Consider the following 15876-nt stretch of genomic DNA (forward strand, 5'->3'; position numbering starts at 1 on the left):
ATACAGAAATTACGAATAAACATTCATTAAGGGTTGTGCCATGGTGAAGGAACGTAGAACCGAACTGGTCCAGGGATTCCGCCATTCTGTTCCCTATATCAACGCCCATCGGGGAAAAACGTTTGTCATCATGCTTGGCGGCGAAGCCATTGAGCATGAAAATTTTTCCAGCATCGTCAATGACATTGGCCTGCTGCACAGCCTGGGGATCCGCCTGGTGGTGGTCTATGGCGCGCGCCCGCAGATCGACGCCAACCTGGCCGCTCACCACCACGAGCCGATTTACCACAAGCATACCCGCGTCACCGATGCCAAAACCCTTGAGCTGGTGAAGCAGGCGGCGGGTCTGCTGCAGCTGGATATTACCGCTCGCCTGTCCATGAGCCTGAACAACACGCCGCTGCAGGGCGCGCATATCAACGTCGTGAGCGGCAACTTCATCATTGCCCAGCCGCTCGGCGTGGACGATGGCGTGGATTACTGCCACAGCGGCCGCATTCGTCGTATTGATGAAGAAGCCATACACCGCCAGCTGGACAGCGGAGCCATCGTCCTGATGGGCCCGGTCGCCGTTTCGGTGACCGGCGAAAGCTTTAACCTCACCTCAGAAGAGATCGCCACGCAGCTGGCGATCAAGCTGAAGGCGGAAAAAATGATTGGGTTCTGCTCCTCCCAGGGGGTCGTGAACGATGAAGGAACGATCGTGCCGGAACTCTTCCCGAATGAAGCCCAGGCCCGCGTGGAGGCGCTGGAAGCCGAAGGCGATTACTACTCCGGCACCGTCCGCTTCCTGCGTGGCGCCGTGAAGGCCTGCCGCAGCGGCGTGCGCCGTAGCCACCTGATCAGCTATCAGGAAGATGGCGCCCTGCTGCAGGAGTTGTTCTCCCGCGACGGTATTGGTACGCAGATTGTCATGGAGAGCGCGGAGCAGATACGCCGCGCCACCATCAACGATATCGGCGGTATTCTGGAACTGATCCGCCCGCTGGAACAGCAGGGTATTCTGGTGCGTCGTTCACGCGAGCAGCTGGAGATGGAGATCGACAAATTCACCATTATTCAGCGCGATAACCTGACCATCGCCTGCGCCGCGCTTTATCCGTTCCCGGAAGAGAAGATCGGTGAAATGGCCTGCGTGGCGGTGCATCCTGATTACCGCAGCTCTTCACGCGGTGAAATGCTGCTTGAGCGCGTGGCGGCACAGGCGCGCCAGATGGGGCTGAGCAAGCTGTTCGTCCTGACGACGCGCAGCATTCACTGGTTCCAGGAGCGCGGGTTCACGCCGGTGGATATCGACTCCCTGCCGGAAACGAAGAAAGAGATGTACAACTATCAGCGCCGTTCAAAAGTGCTGATGGCGGACCTGGGATGATACGACGCCCTCACCGTCCGGCGAGGGCGTTCGTTCAGAGGGACTCAAATATCGCGCCCAGCCCGCTTCGGCGTTCCGTGCGGGTGGCTATCGCCTGCACCAGCACGCGTTCATCGGTATACAGCGACAGGCACTGACGCGCGCGCGTAATGGCGGTATAGATCAGCTCGCGGGTGATGACGGGGGAAAGCTGCGTGGGCAGGACCAGCGCCGCGTGGTTAAACTCGGAGCCCTGGGATTTATGCACCGTCATCGCCCAGGCGGTTTCATGCTCGGGCAAACGGCTGGGCTGGAAAGACTTCACGCTGCCGTCCGGCATCTGGAACCAGACGCGCAGTCCCTGACCGCAGTCGAGCGCAATCCCGATGTCCCCGTTAAAGAGCCCCAGCGCGCTGTCGTTGCGGGAAATCATCACCGGCCGCCCTTCATACCAGCGCGAGTGCGGGGTACGGTTAATTTTGCGTTTTTGCACCAGCAGCTGTTCCAGCCTGTCGTTCAGGCCCCGGACACCAAAGGGACCTTCCCTTAGCGCACAGAGCAGCTGATATTCACCAAACGCGGCAATGACCTGCTCCGGCGGACGCTGCTGTTGTACCCCCGTCAGAAAGTGCTGGTAACCCTGCAGGGCATCATCCAGCATCGCCTGATACTCTTCCCCGGTCTGCAACGATTTTTTCTCAATATCCGTAAAGGTTCCGGCAAACACCGCGGAGGTGGCGTGCCTGTCTCCCCGGTTTACGGCCGCCGCAAGCTGGCCGATACCGGAATCGCTGCCGAAACGGTAGCTTTTCTGCAGCAGACACAGGCTGTCGCGCAGCGCGCCTGCAAGCGAGTGGCTTTCAGAGGTGAGCGTACATCCGGTGAGACGGGCGAGCTCCTGGGCGCGTTCAGCGGTATACCCCAGGCTGGCATAGGTGCAGATATCGCCCAGTACGGCCCCCGCCTCCACGGAGGCAAGCTGGTCACGATCGCCGAGAAAAATGACGCGCGCGTGCGGCGGTAGCGCATCAATCAAACGCGACATCATCGTCAGGTCAATCATCGACGCTTCATCCACCACCAGCACGTCAAGGTGCAGCGGATTACCGGCATGGTAGCGCAGACGCTGGCTACCTGGCTGAGCGCCAAGCAAACGGTGTAGCGTGCTGGCTTCGTTGGGGAAAAGCGCAAGCTGCTCCCGGGTAAGCGGCAGCTTTTGCAGCGCGCCGCCTAACGATTCTGTCAGACGCGCCGCCGCTTTACCGGTGGGGGCCGCCAGGCGAATACGGCACTTTTGCTCGCCCGAGAGCTGAATCAGCGCGGCAAGCAGTTTTGCCACGGTGGTCGTTTTCCCGGTGCCCGGACCGCCAGAAATCACCGAGATCCGTCGCGTTAAGGCCACGGCAGCCGCCACTTTCTGCCAGTCTGTCGCCTCGTCAGAGGAAAACAGCGCATCCAGCGTTTGCCGGAGGCGCGTTTCATCGCAGGGAAGCGGGGCGTTGGTCTCGCTGAAGAAGCGCGCCACCGTCAGTTCGTTACGCCACAGCCGGTTAAGATACAAACGCTCGCCGACCAGAATCATTGGCGTCCCGGTATCGGCTCCGCTCACGGCAGGCGAACGGCGTAGTATCGCCTGCCAGTCCACGGCGTCACCCAGCAGCGCGAAACACGCCTGTAAAGCCGGAGACATTTTCTCATCCACCGCCAGACGCGACAGCGGCAGACATACGTGCCCCTCCCCCGCGTCTTTGCTCAGAATGGCGGCGGCAAGCATGACGGCAGGCTCCTCGCCTGCCACCATCATGGCAAACTGCACATCCAGGTGGCGCAGTAATCGTTGTTCAACCGCGTCCAGCAGTAGCGCCTGCATCGTCATGCCACCTCCTCCGTGCCTGCAGCAAACAGGTTATCCATTTTTTCAATCAGTTCCACAGACGGACGCGTGCTAAAGACGCCGGAACGCGGGTCGTTGGCATCCACGCCGCGCAGGAACAGGTAAATCACGCCGCCAAAATGCGCGTCGTAACGGTAATCGGCAATACGATGGCGCAGGTAACGGTGCAGCGCCAGGCTATAAAGCTGGTACTGCAGATCGTAGCGATGCAGTTGCATAGCCGACGCCATCGCCTGTTGGGTATAGGCTTCGCTGTTTTCGCCCAGCCAGTTCGATTTGTAATCCAGCAGGTAGTAGAGCCCTTCGTGGCGGAAAACGAGGTCGATAAAGCCTTTTAGCATCCCCTGCACCTGGCGGAAGTTCAGCGGCGGGCATCCGGCGGATAACGGATCGTACTCGCGGATCAGCGCATCAAGCGCCTCGGCCCTGAGCGGGCCGGCGATGGGGAGGTAAAACTCCATCTCCACCTGCTTATCTTTGGCGGTCAACTGGCTAAGCGAGATCCCCTGCGCGGTGAGCGGAGCATGCAGAACCGCGCGGATCCAGTCTGTGAGAACCGGCTGCCATTGCGCGTCGTAACCACCGCTCTGTAACATCTTTAGCACCCACTCTTCGGAAACCGGCTGGGTAAAATCCAGTTCTTCAAACAGGCTGTGCAAAAACGTCCCCGGCGAGGCGCCGCGCGGGAACTGGTGCGGCGTCAGCACCGGCTCAACGGGTACGCTACCGGCGCCTGCGGCATCCACGTCCAGTTTTGGCATCAGATCCTGCGCAATACTCTGCCCGTGCTGTTGTAAGCCGGAGTAGCTGGTCACGCGCCAGTCGTCGGCAATCGTGCGTACCACCCGACGGGCATGGAGATCTGACTCGTGCGGCTCCGGCATGTGCCAGCGGCTGTTGTCGGGCAGCGAAGGAATATGCAGGGCAACATGCTCAGAGCAAAGGGATTCGATGCACTGACGCAGGCCTACCGCGTCTTTGGGTTCACCCTGCTGAATAAGCCGCCCCAGCGCGCTCAGATGAAAATCGCTCTCCCCGCTCTTTTCGCCCCGACGCCGGAACAGCGGCGCAACACCCAGGCTGCAGTGCCAGACCGAGCGGGTTAGCGCCACGTAGAGCAGGCGTAAATCTTCCGCCAGACGTTCGGCCTCTGCCAGCTCAACGCTGGACTCCGCGTTGCTGAGATCGAGCACCGCCTCAAAAGACTCGCGATCGTGGTAAAAAGCCTGATCCTGCACGCGGTAATTGGCGATAAACGGCAGCCAGACCAGCGGATATTCCAGGCCTTTCGACTTGTGGATGGTGACGATCTGCACCAGATGTTTATCACTCTCGAGGCGCATCTGCTGGCTGGAGGAATTGCTGTTCGGATCGGCAATCTGCTGCGCCAGCCAGCGCACCAGGGCGTGCTCGCTCTCCAGCTGCGTACCCGCTTCCTGCAAGAGTTCGCTGATGTGTAAAATATCGGTCAAACGCCGCTCGCCACCTGCGGTAGCCAGCATATTCTCCGCAATGTGGCGCTGAGCCATGAGCTCGCGCACCATCGCCATCACGCCGCGCTTCTGCCATTTTTCGCGATAGCGCACAAACTCCTCTACCACGGCATCCCACGCGGCTTCGTCATTGTTGAGGGTATCAATATCGCGCGCGTTCAGTCCGAGCATCGCACTGGCTAATGCGCTGCGCAATGTACTTTCCCGCTCCGGGGCCAGTACGGCCTGGAGCAGCCATAACATCTCCTGCGCCTCAAGCGTTTCAAAGACGCTGTCACGGTTCGAGAGGTAGACGGAGGGGATATTCAGTAACGTCAGGGCGTCGCGGATGAATGAGGCCTCCTGACGGCTGCGCACCAGCACCGTAATATCCGATGCCTTTACCGGGGCGGGGTTATCCCCCTTCCACAGCAGCGCCTCGCCCCGCGCCCCGGCACTGAGCCAGTCACGGATTTGCGCGGCACAGTGCTGGGCCATGGCATTTTGATAGTCGGCAACGCCGCAGCCTTCCCCATCCAGCAGCCAGAAGTTCATGGCAGGCTGCGTCACGCCGTTAAACTCGAAGCGCAGAGAGGCATTTTTCGGGGCAAATTTTACCGGCTGAAACGGGATCTCCCGGAACATAAACGCCGTATCCATACGGCTAAACAGCGCGTTGACGCTTTCCACCATGCCGGGAGAGGAGCGCCAGTTAGTATCGAGCGTGTAATGCGCGTCAACCTCGCTGCGGGCTTTCATGTAGGTGAAAATATCCGCGCCGCGGAAGGCGTAGATGGCCTGTTTCGGATCGCCGATTAACAGCAGCGCGGTGTCAGGCTGCTGGCGCCAGATACGGCGGAAAATGCGGTACTGCTGAGGGTCGGTGTCCTGAAATTCGTCAATCATCGCGACCGGGAAGCGGGTGCGAATCGCGGCGGCAAGCGCTTCACCATTTTCACTGCACAGCGCCGCATCCAGGCGGCTCAGCATATCGTCGAAACCCAGTTCACCCCGGCGGCGTTTCTCGCGCGCCACGGCTTCACGAATTTCGGTCATGGCGCGGGTGATCATCAGATCGTTGAGCGTGAGGGGCTCCGCCAGCAGGGTTTCAATCGCCACAAACAGGGGATGCTCAGGCACAATGCCGTCGGCTTTGGTCCGCTCAGCCAGAAAACGTTGGGAGAATTTCTCCAGCGCATCCGGGAGCTGGTAGCCTCGCGTCTCTTCCTGCGCCCAGGCGCTGACCTTGTCGAGCCATTTTGCCTGATTGCCACGGTTGAACTTGCGACGGTCAATCCCGGAATTTTCGATAATGGCGTCAATCTCGCCGACTGACTCCATCCATTTTTGCTTGATATCCGCAATTTTCGCGATGATTTTTTCATGCCGTGAGGCCAGGGTTTCATCTGCCGGCGGTGGGGATTTAATGACCGGCGCTTCCCCCTGCAGATAACGATCGATCGCGCGCAGCAGCGCTTCCGGGCCTTTCCAGAGCGCATGCACCGCTTCGGCAATATCACGCTGTAAGGGGTAGCAGTGGCGACGCCAGAAATCCGCGCAGGCCTGATAGCGAAGCACGGATTCATCTTCAATGAGCTGCTGTTCGAACAGCATACCGGACTCGAATGCATTCAGGCTCAGCATACGCTGGCAAAAACCGTGAATGGTAAAGACGGACGCTTCATCCATCTGCCGTTCAGCGAGCAGCAGCCACTGGGCGGCCTGCTGCTTATCGGCAATCTCTTCCAGAAGGCTGGCGTAGAGGGGGTTATCCGTGCTCTGACGCAGACAGGCGATGCGCAGCTCGTGGATATTGGTACGAATACGGCCCCGCAGCTCCGCGGTAGCGGCCTCGGTGAAGGTGACCACCAGCAGCTCTTCCACGCTCAAAGGACGTGGAAAAGCAGCGTTGCCGCCAAGCCCTAACAGCAGGCGCAGATAGAGGGCGGCGATGGTGAAGGTTTTTCCCGTTCCCGCTGAGGCTTCAATCAATCGTTCACCCTGCAGAGGTAAACGTAAGGGATCAAGGGACTCAGCGGTATCGGTCATTCTTTCTTACTCCAGGGCATAGATTGCTGCAGCGCGCTGACGCTCTTCCAGACTTTCCAGCCTTTCGGGTTTACGTACTCCGTTTTCCCGTTCTGGCTACCGGAAACCTGAGACAGGATGGTTATTCCCTGCGGCTTAATGACCGCCTGATGGAAGAAGTCGGCAACCTTCTGCGGCGTCAGCTGTTTTATCTCGGCCACTACTTTATCACGCGAATCAAATTTCAGATTACCGCGATCGAAATCTTTGCTCAGCTGCGAGGCTTCTTCACCCAACGTCTGCGGCGGCTGCATCACCTGCGCGATGACGGCCTGCTGGATCTGTGCAAACTCTTCCGGCTTCATGGCGCGCAGTTTTGCTTCCACCTGCGGGAAGAAGGCCTGGTAACGCTGCCAGAGATACGCCGGTTGTTTATCGCTGCTTTGCAGCAGGAAACCCAGCCCCCACTGACGACCGACGTTCATGGAGAAGGCAAACACCGCGTAGCCAAGCTGCTCCTCTGTGCGTAACTGGTTATAGAACCAAGGCTGAATAATCTGTCCCAGCACGGCGCTCTGCGCTGAACTGGCGAATTCATCATAGCCCGTTGGCACAAAGACCGCGGCCAGCGCGGAATCCGTGCTGTTGCCCGCCTTTTCAAAAATCACATTCTGTTTTTTCTCAACCAGCACGTCCTGGTTGCGGCACCACTCGTCGCCTTTAGAGCCGAGCTGGGTGCGAACATTCTCCGCCAGGGTTTTGGCCTGCTCCTCACTCATGTTGCCGACGATCAGGAACTCCGGACGCGTGTTGCTTTTCAGCGCATCGCGGTACGCGAGCACGTCTTTTAAGGAGATGGAAGGCAGCAGCGCGCGGCGATCCTCACGCTGGAAATAAGGAACCTGCGACAGCATTTGCGCCGGCATAAGCGCCAGATCGTAAGCCTTGCCCTTCTCGGCAGAATCCATCATCTGGGCATACCAGGATTTAGCCTGCTCAAGCTGCTCTTCCGTCGGCGTGTAGCTGAAGTAGCCCTCCAGCAGGGCCTGGAACAGCTGAGGCAAACGCTGGGTATAGCCGTTTGCATTAAGCATCAAACCGTTATTGGCGTTGGTGGAGAAGCTGATCCCGCCCACGGCGGCCTGGTTGCTGAGCTGATCGAGCGCGATACCGGCGAGATAGTCATTGAGCGCGAACATCACCTGATTTTTGGCGCTGTTCATGGCTTTCGGGTTACGCAGCACCACGCTGACATCGGCTTTAGGCTCACTGGCGAAATAGCGGCTTGGGGTATACACGACGCGCAGCGTGGGCTCATCAATGATGAGTTCCGGGTGCGGGTAATCTTTCGTCGTTTTGATCAGCGAGAAGTCATCCGGAATATAGGGGTTCAGCTCCGGCAGCTTCAACGCAATCTCCCCGGCCTTTTTCTGCCAGTCGGCGAAGGTCTGAGCGCTGATTTTATCCACCTGATAAGGGGCATCGACAAAATACGCCGTCTTGTTATGCGGTTCGTTCGGACTGATGTACCAGATGCGGGCATTCTCCGGCGTCATCATCGCCAGGCGGGCTTTTACCGCCCCGGCATCGTACCGGTCGGCAATATTCACCGCGTCGAGAGTATGTTCCACCGGCACGCGGATCATGGTATCCGCCAGCCACTCCACATAGTCCATGTCGCGGGTGATGGATGGGTAACGGAAATCGAGATCCAGCACGTGCGCGAGTTCATCAAAATAGCGTTTATCGACGCCTTTCTCGCGCAGCAAAGCGAGGTAGCTAAAGATAGCCGCCACAACTTCATCGCGGTTGGCCTGTCCTTTGTCGGTCAGCGTCGCGGAGATCGCCAGCACGCCGCTATTGCCGTTCACAACCGGATCGGAGTCGGCGCGAATGCCTTCCGCCAGCCCCTGCTTTTGCAGCCAGTCAGACAGCGTACCCGGGCTACGATTACCGATCAGGTAGGTGACCAGCTCATCGGTTTTACTGCGAAACTGCGCCGTATTGTTATCAATGCGGAATTCCACGCGCAGCACTTTACGCGGCATGGCAGGAACGTAGTGGATCACGATGCCTTTTTGCGCATCCGTGACCACCGGAACGGTAATTTGCGGCAGGTCGATATTTTTATTCGGCACCCGGCCAAAGGTTTTGGCCGCCATGGCTGCCAGCTCTGGCAACGGTTTATTGCTGTAGATGACCGCTTTCATCAGGTTGGCGGAGTAGTATTTATCGCGAAACGCGTGCAGGGCATCCAGCACCGGGCTGTTCGGTTTGTCGCTCAAGGTTTCCAGGTTACCGCCGGAGAAGCGCGAGCCCGGGTGCGCAGGGTTGATGGTTTCGGCGCTGACCTGCGCCATGCGCATACCGTCTCGGGTGCGGGCCATGGTCAGCTCGGCATTCACCGCATTGCGTTCACGCTCGGCGTATTTTTTATCCAGCAACGGCGCGGCGATGGAATCAGCGAGGCGATCGACCGCCCCTTCCAGCGCATCATTTTCAACTTCGAGATAAAAGGCAGTGCGGTACGGTGCCGTACTGGCATTGTGGCTGCCGCCATGCATCTTCAGAAATTCGGACAGGCTATCTGGCTGCGGGTATTTTTTTGACCCCATCAGCGTCATATGTTCCAGATAGTGCGCAAGCCCAGGATGAGCATTAGGATCTTCCAGCGACCCAACCGGCACCACTAATGCCGACAGGGATTTCACCGCCTGCGGGTCGGAAACCAGCAGCACGGTCATCCCGTTATCAAGGCGAATAGCCTGATATTGACGGGTATCCTTTTCGCTCTTACGGATAGTTTCCTGAACGGGTTGCCAACCGGAGTCTGCGTGAGTGACGGGCGCCCAAAGGGCAATAAACAAAACAAACGCTTTAAACAAGGTGCTGCCTGGCATTACGACCTCTTTATCACGGCTACATCATTAACAAACTGCGTGCTGGACACGCCAACATCTCATTCTTTGGGTACATCAGTCCGTGATAAGAAATGCATCATAAATGAACACCCTTATCTGCGCAATTTTTATACAGCGCTCAGGACTGATTAAATTTAAACAACGGCAGCAGGTAGCGCTGCGCCTCTTCCGTGATAGCCTCCAGGTATTCTGGCTCGAGCGTTCGCCACAAACGCTGATACCAGACATCATCCCCTTCGCCCCGCACCATCATGTTTCCTTCATAGGCCTGCATAAATTTGCTGCGTGCTTTCTGCAGCGAAGCCTCATCCGTTAACATCGCATCATTCTGCGCGTCATAACAGGCTTTTATCCAGGCGCCGCCACTTTCCGGCAGTAACAGGAGCGGTTTGTTCATTCCCTGGCGGTAGCCCTCAATGTACAAAGAGAGATACCCTAACGCCTGCTCGGCTTCCATCGGCGGGAAGCGCCACTCGCCCTCTTTGCGCACGAAAATCCGGCTTTCGCCTTTATACCCACCCGCACTGTAGACAAGATGTTCGAGCCAGAGTTGCAAACCCTGGGAAACGCTGAGCATAGAGGGCCGCCAGCGCAGCAGCCCATCCGGCTGAACCTGGGTTAACCAGCCCGTGAGCTGTACCCCGTTGCAGTTGAGATCGATTTCAATACTTTTCCCTGGCTGTCGGCACGCTCGTACGCGCTCTGCCAGGGCGGTCATCTCCTGACACTGCGCCTCCCAGACGATCTCCCCAAACGCTCCGTAAGGCAGTTGCCCTGCAGCACGGTAGCGGCGGTAAAGTTTGTCGGCATCCTCCTCTTCAACCAGCGCATTCAGCAGCTGCAGATTTAACTGATAGCGCTCCAGACCTTCCAGCGTAAACGGCTCTGCCTCAGGAATTTCGCTCTCTTCAGAGCGGAAGTTGACCTGCAGTCGTTGCTGGAAAAAGGCGCGCACCGGATGCGCCCAAAACCGCTGAAGCTGCTCGAAGGTCAGAGTGTCGATAGGGCGCGGGTCAAGTTCCTGAATGAAATCGGTATGCGCATTCCCCTCCTTTTTCGCCGCCGGCAACCACTCAAGGGCGTAGCTCTGGCGCTCGCTGGCAATATAGTTCACCGGGTCAAACGGCATGCGGCTGTGGAAACAGGTGATATGGGCTTTCACCCTCTGCTCGCTCTCATCACAGTTGCGCTCCTCATCTCCCGGTAGGTAGTGGCTCTGGCCGATATAGTCCACCAGCTCCTGCACCAGTACGGAGGGGAAACGCTCGCTGTTGTCCTGAATGGAACGACCGATATAGCTGATATAGAGCTTACTCTGCGCGGAAATGAGCGCTTCCAGGAAGAGGTAGCGGTCATCATCACGGCGGCTACGATCGCCCCGTTTTGGGTTTGCGCTCATCAAGTCGAACCCCAGCGGCGGCAGCGCGCGCGGATACACACCGTCGTTCATGCCAAGCAGGCAGACCACCCTAAACGGGATAGAACGCATGGGCATCAGGGTGCAGATATTGACAGGCCCCGCCAGGAAACGCTGGCTAATTCGCTCCTGGTCAAGCCGCTGCGTCAGCTCATCCCGCAACAGCGAGAGCGGGATGGCCTCGTGGTAGTGAGAATTCACACCTTCGTCGATGATAGCCTGCCACTGGGTTTCAATGAGCGCCATCGCCGCTTCGGTGTCATTGTCCGGCAGGAAGAAATCATTGAGTAACGCCCTGCAGACCGGGAGCCATTCTTCAAGTGGACGCGGCTGCAACAGCGCATATCGCCAGCGGTTAAGCTGCATTAATAGCGATGCTAAATGCCCCACCAGTTCAGCAATTAACCCGCTGGACTCATCGTAAGGCAGCACCTCATTCCACTCGCCCTGGCTGCTTTCCATGGCATAGCCCAACAGCATACGCGTCAGGCCAAATCGCCAGGTGTGCTGCCCGGTAGGGGGAAGCTCGAATTCCTGAACGTTATCGTCATCGATCCCCCAGCGTACGCCAGACTCGTTAACCCACTGACGAAGGTAGCGCAGCCCTTCTTCATTGATGTTGAAGCGTGCGGCCAGCACGGGAACATCCAGCAACGCCAGGACATCTTCGGAGATAAACCGGCTATCCGGCAGTGACAGGAGAGTGATAAACGCCTGCAATACCGGATGCGACTGGCGGGCACGACGGTCAGATATCGCGTAAGGCAGGTATCGCTCGCCCGTCGCGCTGCCAAAGACGGCCTGAATAAAGGGACTGTAGCTGTCGATATCCGCCACCATCACCACGATATCGCGTGGCGTCAGGTCGGGATCTTCCTGCAGCATCGCCAGCAGCTGGTCGTGAAGCACTTCGACCTCACGCTGCGGGCTGTGACAAACGTGGATCGTAACGCTGCGATCGTCAGGATCCAGTTTTCGCTTATTGTCGCTGCGTTCGAACTCGTTCGCCGTCACACCCATGACGGCACGGTTTTCCAGATCCAGAATATCTAACTGGATATTATGCAGCAGGCTGTCCGGGGCGATCTCAACAAAGGCATCCACGTCACCTTCCCCTGAGGAAGTGATGTCTGAAAGCATGTGAATGTAGTCACGCCCCAGCTTTCCCCATGAGGCAAGCAGCGGATTGGGCAGGTTCTGAATACCGTCTTCATCGAAAAGCTGCCCGGCCGTCGAGCCGTCTTTAAACAGCGGGATGGATCGTTCTTCAAAAAGGCGTTTTCGTTGGCGGGCCACCAGCCGCGCCAGCCAGCGTTCGTCGAGGATATCCCCCCAGTACTGTCGGCAAGGGTTGGTAAACAAAATATGGATATCAATATGTTTACCCAGCGCATTTAACGCTTTCAGATAGACAGGGGGTAATGCGGATATTCCGCAGATAAATACGCGTGACGGCAGTCGGGCCGGGCGCTCCGACGCATTTTCAAGTATCGAGATAAACCGATCGTAGAGATTGGCACGGTGCCACTTAGGCTGGCCCAGTTTCTCCGTATGCTCTACCAGCGCTTTCCACAGCGGGGCCTGCCATATTTGCGCCTCCGGCAGGCCTTCAACCAACTCGCCCGCTTCCCAACGAATTAACCAGTCAGCGCGATAAACAAGGTATTGGTCGTAGAGATCGGCGGTGCGCGACGCCAGCTGGAACAGCTTGCGCTTGTCGGTATCGTCATTGAGGTAGTGACGCAGCATGGCAAATTCATCGTGCTGCAGCATTTCCGGCAGCAGCGCCATCAGCTTCCAGCTCATGGCCTGCTTGTTGAACGCGCTCTGCTCCGGGATATCCGGCAACACGCGGACAAACATCTCCCAGATGAAGCTCGCCGGCAGCGGAAAATCAATATTCGCGGCAATACCAAACTTGCGGGAAAGCGACATTTGCAGCCACTGTGCCATACCGGTGCTCTGCACCAGCACCATTTCAGGCTCAAAAGGATCGTCAAGCCGCTCGCGCTCAACGATAAACTCCATCAGTGCTTCCAGCACATCCAGACGATTTGAGTGGTAGATTCTTAACATAGACGCTCCCGACTACTGGCTAACCGGGCAATGCAGACGCGTTAACTCACCACGCCGCCCCAGAGGAGAAATAAGTGTAACCGTGATGCTGACACATCCTGCGAGCGTTGTCTGCCCCCGACGGGCCTGCCAGCCTGCAGGAAGAACATTTGTTGAGAGCTGAGACTGGTTCCAGGCATGGTGCCAGAGCTGGCGATACTGGTTAAATGCGGTGAACCGCGCCGCCAGCGCCCGGTGATACCCCGACAGTGCGGTCACGACCACCACCAGCAGCATCATCGCCAGCAGGACCTCAACCATGCTAAACCCTTTTTCTCTGCTCACGGCAGCTGACATAACGCGCTCTCCTTAAGAGGACAAAAATCGCTCCAGCCGTGAGGCGAAAAGCGCACATTCCCGTCGACGATCTCTCCTGCACGCCAGAGCAGCAGGTCGTTGCCGCTAGCTATCAGTAGTACACGCGCCTCACTCAGTTGACGCAAACACACTCGCCATGTCGATGTCGTTTTGCACTGGATTTGTAGCTCTGGCGCCCAGCGCTGAACACGTCCCCACTCAAGCGCGGACTGCGCCGTCGCCTGCTGCTGAAGCGAGCGGCTCTCATCGCCAACGAGCGCACTGAACGTTGTGACCTGCTGGTTTAGCCCCGTCAGGATCAGGGTACCGAGCACCAGTAAAAGCAGAACCAGCGCCAGCGAAGACATCCCGCGTTGACGGCTCACAGGTTATACCCCGTGACCGTATACAACGCCTGCCAGGGTTCCCCTTTATCGCCTTTACGTCTCGCGGCCAGTTCGATATTTACCTCTGGCGCAAAACCGGCATGTTCCACTTTCCTCACGACAAAATGCGCGATCGCAAGCCTGTCCGGGTCCGTGAGCTTTTCCCACCCTTTTCCTTCACACGACGCCGCGCCACGCAGGGTTTCCAGCGCCCCCGATTCCAGACGAAAACCGGTGCTATCATTTTCTGATGTGCTGCTATCCCAGCGACCGTTACTGTTGGCATCCCACCGCACAATGATGCAGCTCCCCTGCCTGCCGATCGCCAGCGCCTGTCCCTGGCAATTTCCCGCGCAGTACCCCGCACGCTGAAGCTGTTTGCCGAGGGCGAACAGGTGTTGCCAGACCTCTTCTTCCAGCTCTCGCTGGCCGGATTGCAGTAATACGGCCCGCTGTAGCCCGGGTAAAAAACGCGATGCGCTTATCAGCAAAAGGCTGCTCATCGCCGTGGCAATCAACACTTCTGTCAGTGAGAAACCGCGCTGCCTCATCAACATGAACCTCCCTCAGAGACCTGACACATCCTGATGCGTCCTCCATTTGAGACCATAATCAACCATTCTCCAGCACGGCTTTGAACGCGTATCCGCCCCGCCCATGCCGTATCCCGTAATCCGTAGAACCCGAGGGACGGCGTGACCTCGCCGATCGTGACCTCAGGCCAGAGTGGAATCAGCACAAAGGGACTGTCCTTTTCACAGCCTTGCACGGCAGAGCTCGCCAGACAGTCCCGGTCCCCCGTCCGCTGACGGGTAATTTGATGGTCGCGGTTGTGGCGGTTGGCATGGTTGCGCAGAAACAGAAGGTAATCTCGCACCTGGCTGGCGGTTTGCCACAACCGCTGTTGCCGTTGCCAGCTGTCCCAGCCGTACAGGCCCGAGGCGCTAAGGATGACGACAAGCGAAACGGCGACCAGCGTTTCGATAAGCGTAAAACCGTTCTCTTTTTTCATACCGGGAGTGTGGCGAAGCGCCGTGGACATGACGAGTATCGGATCCTCGTTTTACGAGACGTCATCCGGAGAAGTGGGAGAGTTGCAGCGCGTTGCAGGCTTTCTGGATAGCGCTTCGGGAAACGGGAGAAAGGCGAAAAAAAACCGGCGCTAAACAGCACCGGTTGTGTCAGGCTTTATCGCATCAGATCGCGACGGGCGCTTTGATGCCCGGGTGCGGATCGTAGCCCTCAATCTCGAAATCATCAAAGCGGTAATCGAAGATTGATGCCGGTTTGCGTTTGATAATCAGCTTCGGCAGCGCACGCGGTTCGCGGGTCAGCTGGAGATGCGTCTGTTCCATATGGTTGCTGTAGAGATGGGTATCCCCACCGGTCCAGACGAAATCGCCCACTTCCAGGTCACACTGCTGCGCCATCATGTGAACTAACAGCGCATAGCTGGCAATGTTAAACGGCAGGCCGAGGAACACGTCACAGGAGCGCTGATAGAGCTGGCAGGAGAGCTTTCCATCCGCCACATAGAACTGGAAGAACGCGTGGCACGGTGCCAGCGCCATTTTATCCAGCTCGCCGACGTTCCAGGCGGAAACGATGATGCGGCGCGAGTCCGGATCGTTTTTCAGCTGGTTCATCACGGTGGTGATCTGGTCAATATGGCGGCCATCAGGCGTGGGCCATGCGCGCCACTGCTTGCCGTAAACCGGGCCCAGATTGCCGTTTTCATCTGCCCATTCGTCCCAGATTGAGACGTTATTTTCGTGCAGATACGCAACGTTAGTATCGCCTTGCAGGAACCAGAGCAGTTCATGAATGATCGAGCGCAGATGGCAGCGCTTTGTCGTCACCAGCGGGAAGCCTTCCTGCAGATTGAAGCGCATCTGGTGGCCAAAAATGGAGAGCGTACCGGTACCGGTGCGGTCGTTTTTCGGCGTGCCCTCATCGAGCACTTTTTTCATCAGTTCAAGATACTGTTTCATGGTT

General features: G+C 57.8%; 10 protein-coding genes. 1 reads left to right on the forward strand and 9 read right to left on the reverse strand.

Going from position 1 to position 15876, the window contains the following annotated elements; translation table 11 throughout:
- The first annotated feature begins 40 nt into the window (after window positions 1-40).
- A complete protein-coding gene (gene argA / locus BMW97_RS10630; protein ID WP_023294467.1) occupies window positions 41-1372 on the forward strand; it encodes an amino-acid N-acetyltransferase in 1332 nt (443 codons plus the stop codon).
- A 34-nt stretch (window positions 1373-1406) separates the two neighbouring features.
- Here argA and recD read toward each other — a convergent pair whose 3' ends face one another.
- From recD to thyA, 9 genes are all read right to left on the reverse strand, one after another.
- Complete coding sequence (gene recD, locus BMW97_RS10635) at window positions 1407-3227, reverse strand: exodeoxyribonuclease V subunit alpha (protein WP_045909882.1); 1821 nt, start codon at window positions 3225-3227, stop codon at window positions 1407-1409.
- The gene (gene recB, locus BMW97_RS10640; protein WP_045909883.1) at window positions 3224-6766 is read right to left on the reverse strand and encodes an exodeoxyribonuclease V subunit beta; all 3543 of its coding nucleotides are present in this window, start codon (window positions 6764-6766) and stop codon (window positions 3224-3226) included. Before recB ends, recD begins: the two co-directional genes overlap by 4 nt.
- Window positions 6763-9645: a pitrilysin gene (gene ptrA / locus BMW97_RS10645; protein WP_045909884.1), complete on the reverse strand. Its 2883-nt coding sequence runs from the start codon at window positions 9643-9645 to the stop codon at window positions 6763-6765. The genes recB and ptrA overlap by 4 nt, the downstream gene beginning before the upstream one ends.
- 139 nt (window positions 9646-9784) lie before the next feature.
- Window positions 9785-13159 carry an exodeoxyribonuclease V subunit gamma gene (gene recC / locus BMW97_RS10650; RefSeq protein ID WP_090392713.1) on the reverse strand — a complete coding sequence of 1125 codons (3375 nt, stop codon included), beginning with the start codon at window positions 13157-13159 and terminating at the stop codon, window positions 9785-9787.
- Between the two features lie 12 nt (window positions 13160-13171).
- A complete protein-coding gene (locus BMW97_RS10655) occupies window positions 13172-13495 on the reverse strand; it encodes a prepilin-type N-terminal cleavage/methylation domain-containing protein (RefSeq protein WP_045909886.1) in 324 nt (107 codons plus the stop codon).
- A complete protein-coding gene (locus BMW97_RS10660; protein WP_045909887.1) occupies window positions 13480-13881 on the reverse strand; it encodes a DUF2509 family protein in 402 nt (133 codons plus the stop codon). Before BMW97_RS10660 ends, BMW97_RS10655 begins: the two co-directional genes overlap by 16 nt.
- Window positions 13878-14438, reverse strand: coding sequence for a prepilin peptidase-dependent protein (locus BMW97_RS10665; protein WP_045909888.1), 561 nt, complete (start codon window positions 14436-14438; stop codon window positions 13878-13880). Before BMW97_RS10665 ends, BMW97_RS10660 begins: the two co-directional genes overlap by 4 nt.
- Entirely contained in the window at window positions 14432-14893 is a 462-nt protein-coding gene (locus tag BMW97_RS10670; protein WP_045910148.1) for a prepilin peptidase-dependent protein, read from the reverse strand. The genes BMW97_RS10665 and BMW97_RS10670 overlap by 7 nt, the downstream gene beginning before the upstream one ends.
- A gap of 184 nt (window positions 14894-15077) precedes the next feature.
- Window positions 15078-15872 carry a thymidylate synthase gene (gene thyA / locus BMW97_RS10675; protein ID WP_014885081.1) on the reverse strand — a complete coding sequence of 265 codons (795 nt, stop codon included), beginning with the start codon at window positions 15870-15872 and terminating at the stop codon, window positions 15078-15080.
- Window positions 15873-15876: the final 4 nt, after the last annotated feature.

This window comes from Enterobacter sp. NFIX58, assembly GCF_900110475.1.
Lineage (GTDB): Bacteria > Pseudomonadota > Gammaproteobacteria > Enterobacterales > Enterobacteriaceae > Enterobacter > Enterobacter quasiroggenkampii.

Bases quoted from the DNA above. Each gene is read 5' to 3' on its own strand.
- argA (WP_023294467.1), top strand. From the start codon at position 41: ATGGTGAAGGAACGTAGAACCGAACTGGTCCAGGGATTCCGCCATTCT.
- recD (WP_045909882.1), bottom strand. From the start codon at position 3,227: ATGACGATGCAGGCGCTACTGCTGGACGCGGTTGAACAACGATTACTG.
- recB (WP_045909883.1), bottom strand. From the start codon at position 6,766: ATGACCGATACCGCTGAGTCCCTTGATCCCTTACGTTTACCTCTGCAG.
- ptrA (WP_045909884.1), bottom strand. From the start codon at position 9,645: ATGCCAGGCAGCACCTTGTTTAAAGCGTTTGTTTTGTTTATTGCCCTT.
- recC (WP_090392713.1), bottom strand. From the start codon at position 13,159: ATGTTAAGAATCTACCACTCAAATCGTCTGGATGTGCTGGAAGCACTG.
- BMW97_RS10655 (WP_045909886.1), bottom strand. From the start codon at position 13,495: ATGTCAGCTGCCGTGAGCAGAGAAAAAGGGTTTAGCATGGTTGAGGTC.
- BMW97_RS10665 (WP_045909888.1), bottom strand. From the start codon at position 14,438: ATGTTGATGAGGCAGCGCGGTTTCTCACTGACAGAAGTGTTGATTGCC.
- BMW97_RS10670 (WP_045910148.1), bottom strand. From the start codon at position 14,893: ATGAAAAAAGAGAACGGTTTTACGCTTATCGAAACGCTGGTCGCCGTT.
- thyA (WP_014885081.1), bottom strand. From the start codon at position 15,872: ATGAAACAGTATCTTGAACTGATGAAAAAAGTGCTCGATGAGGGCACG.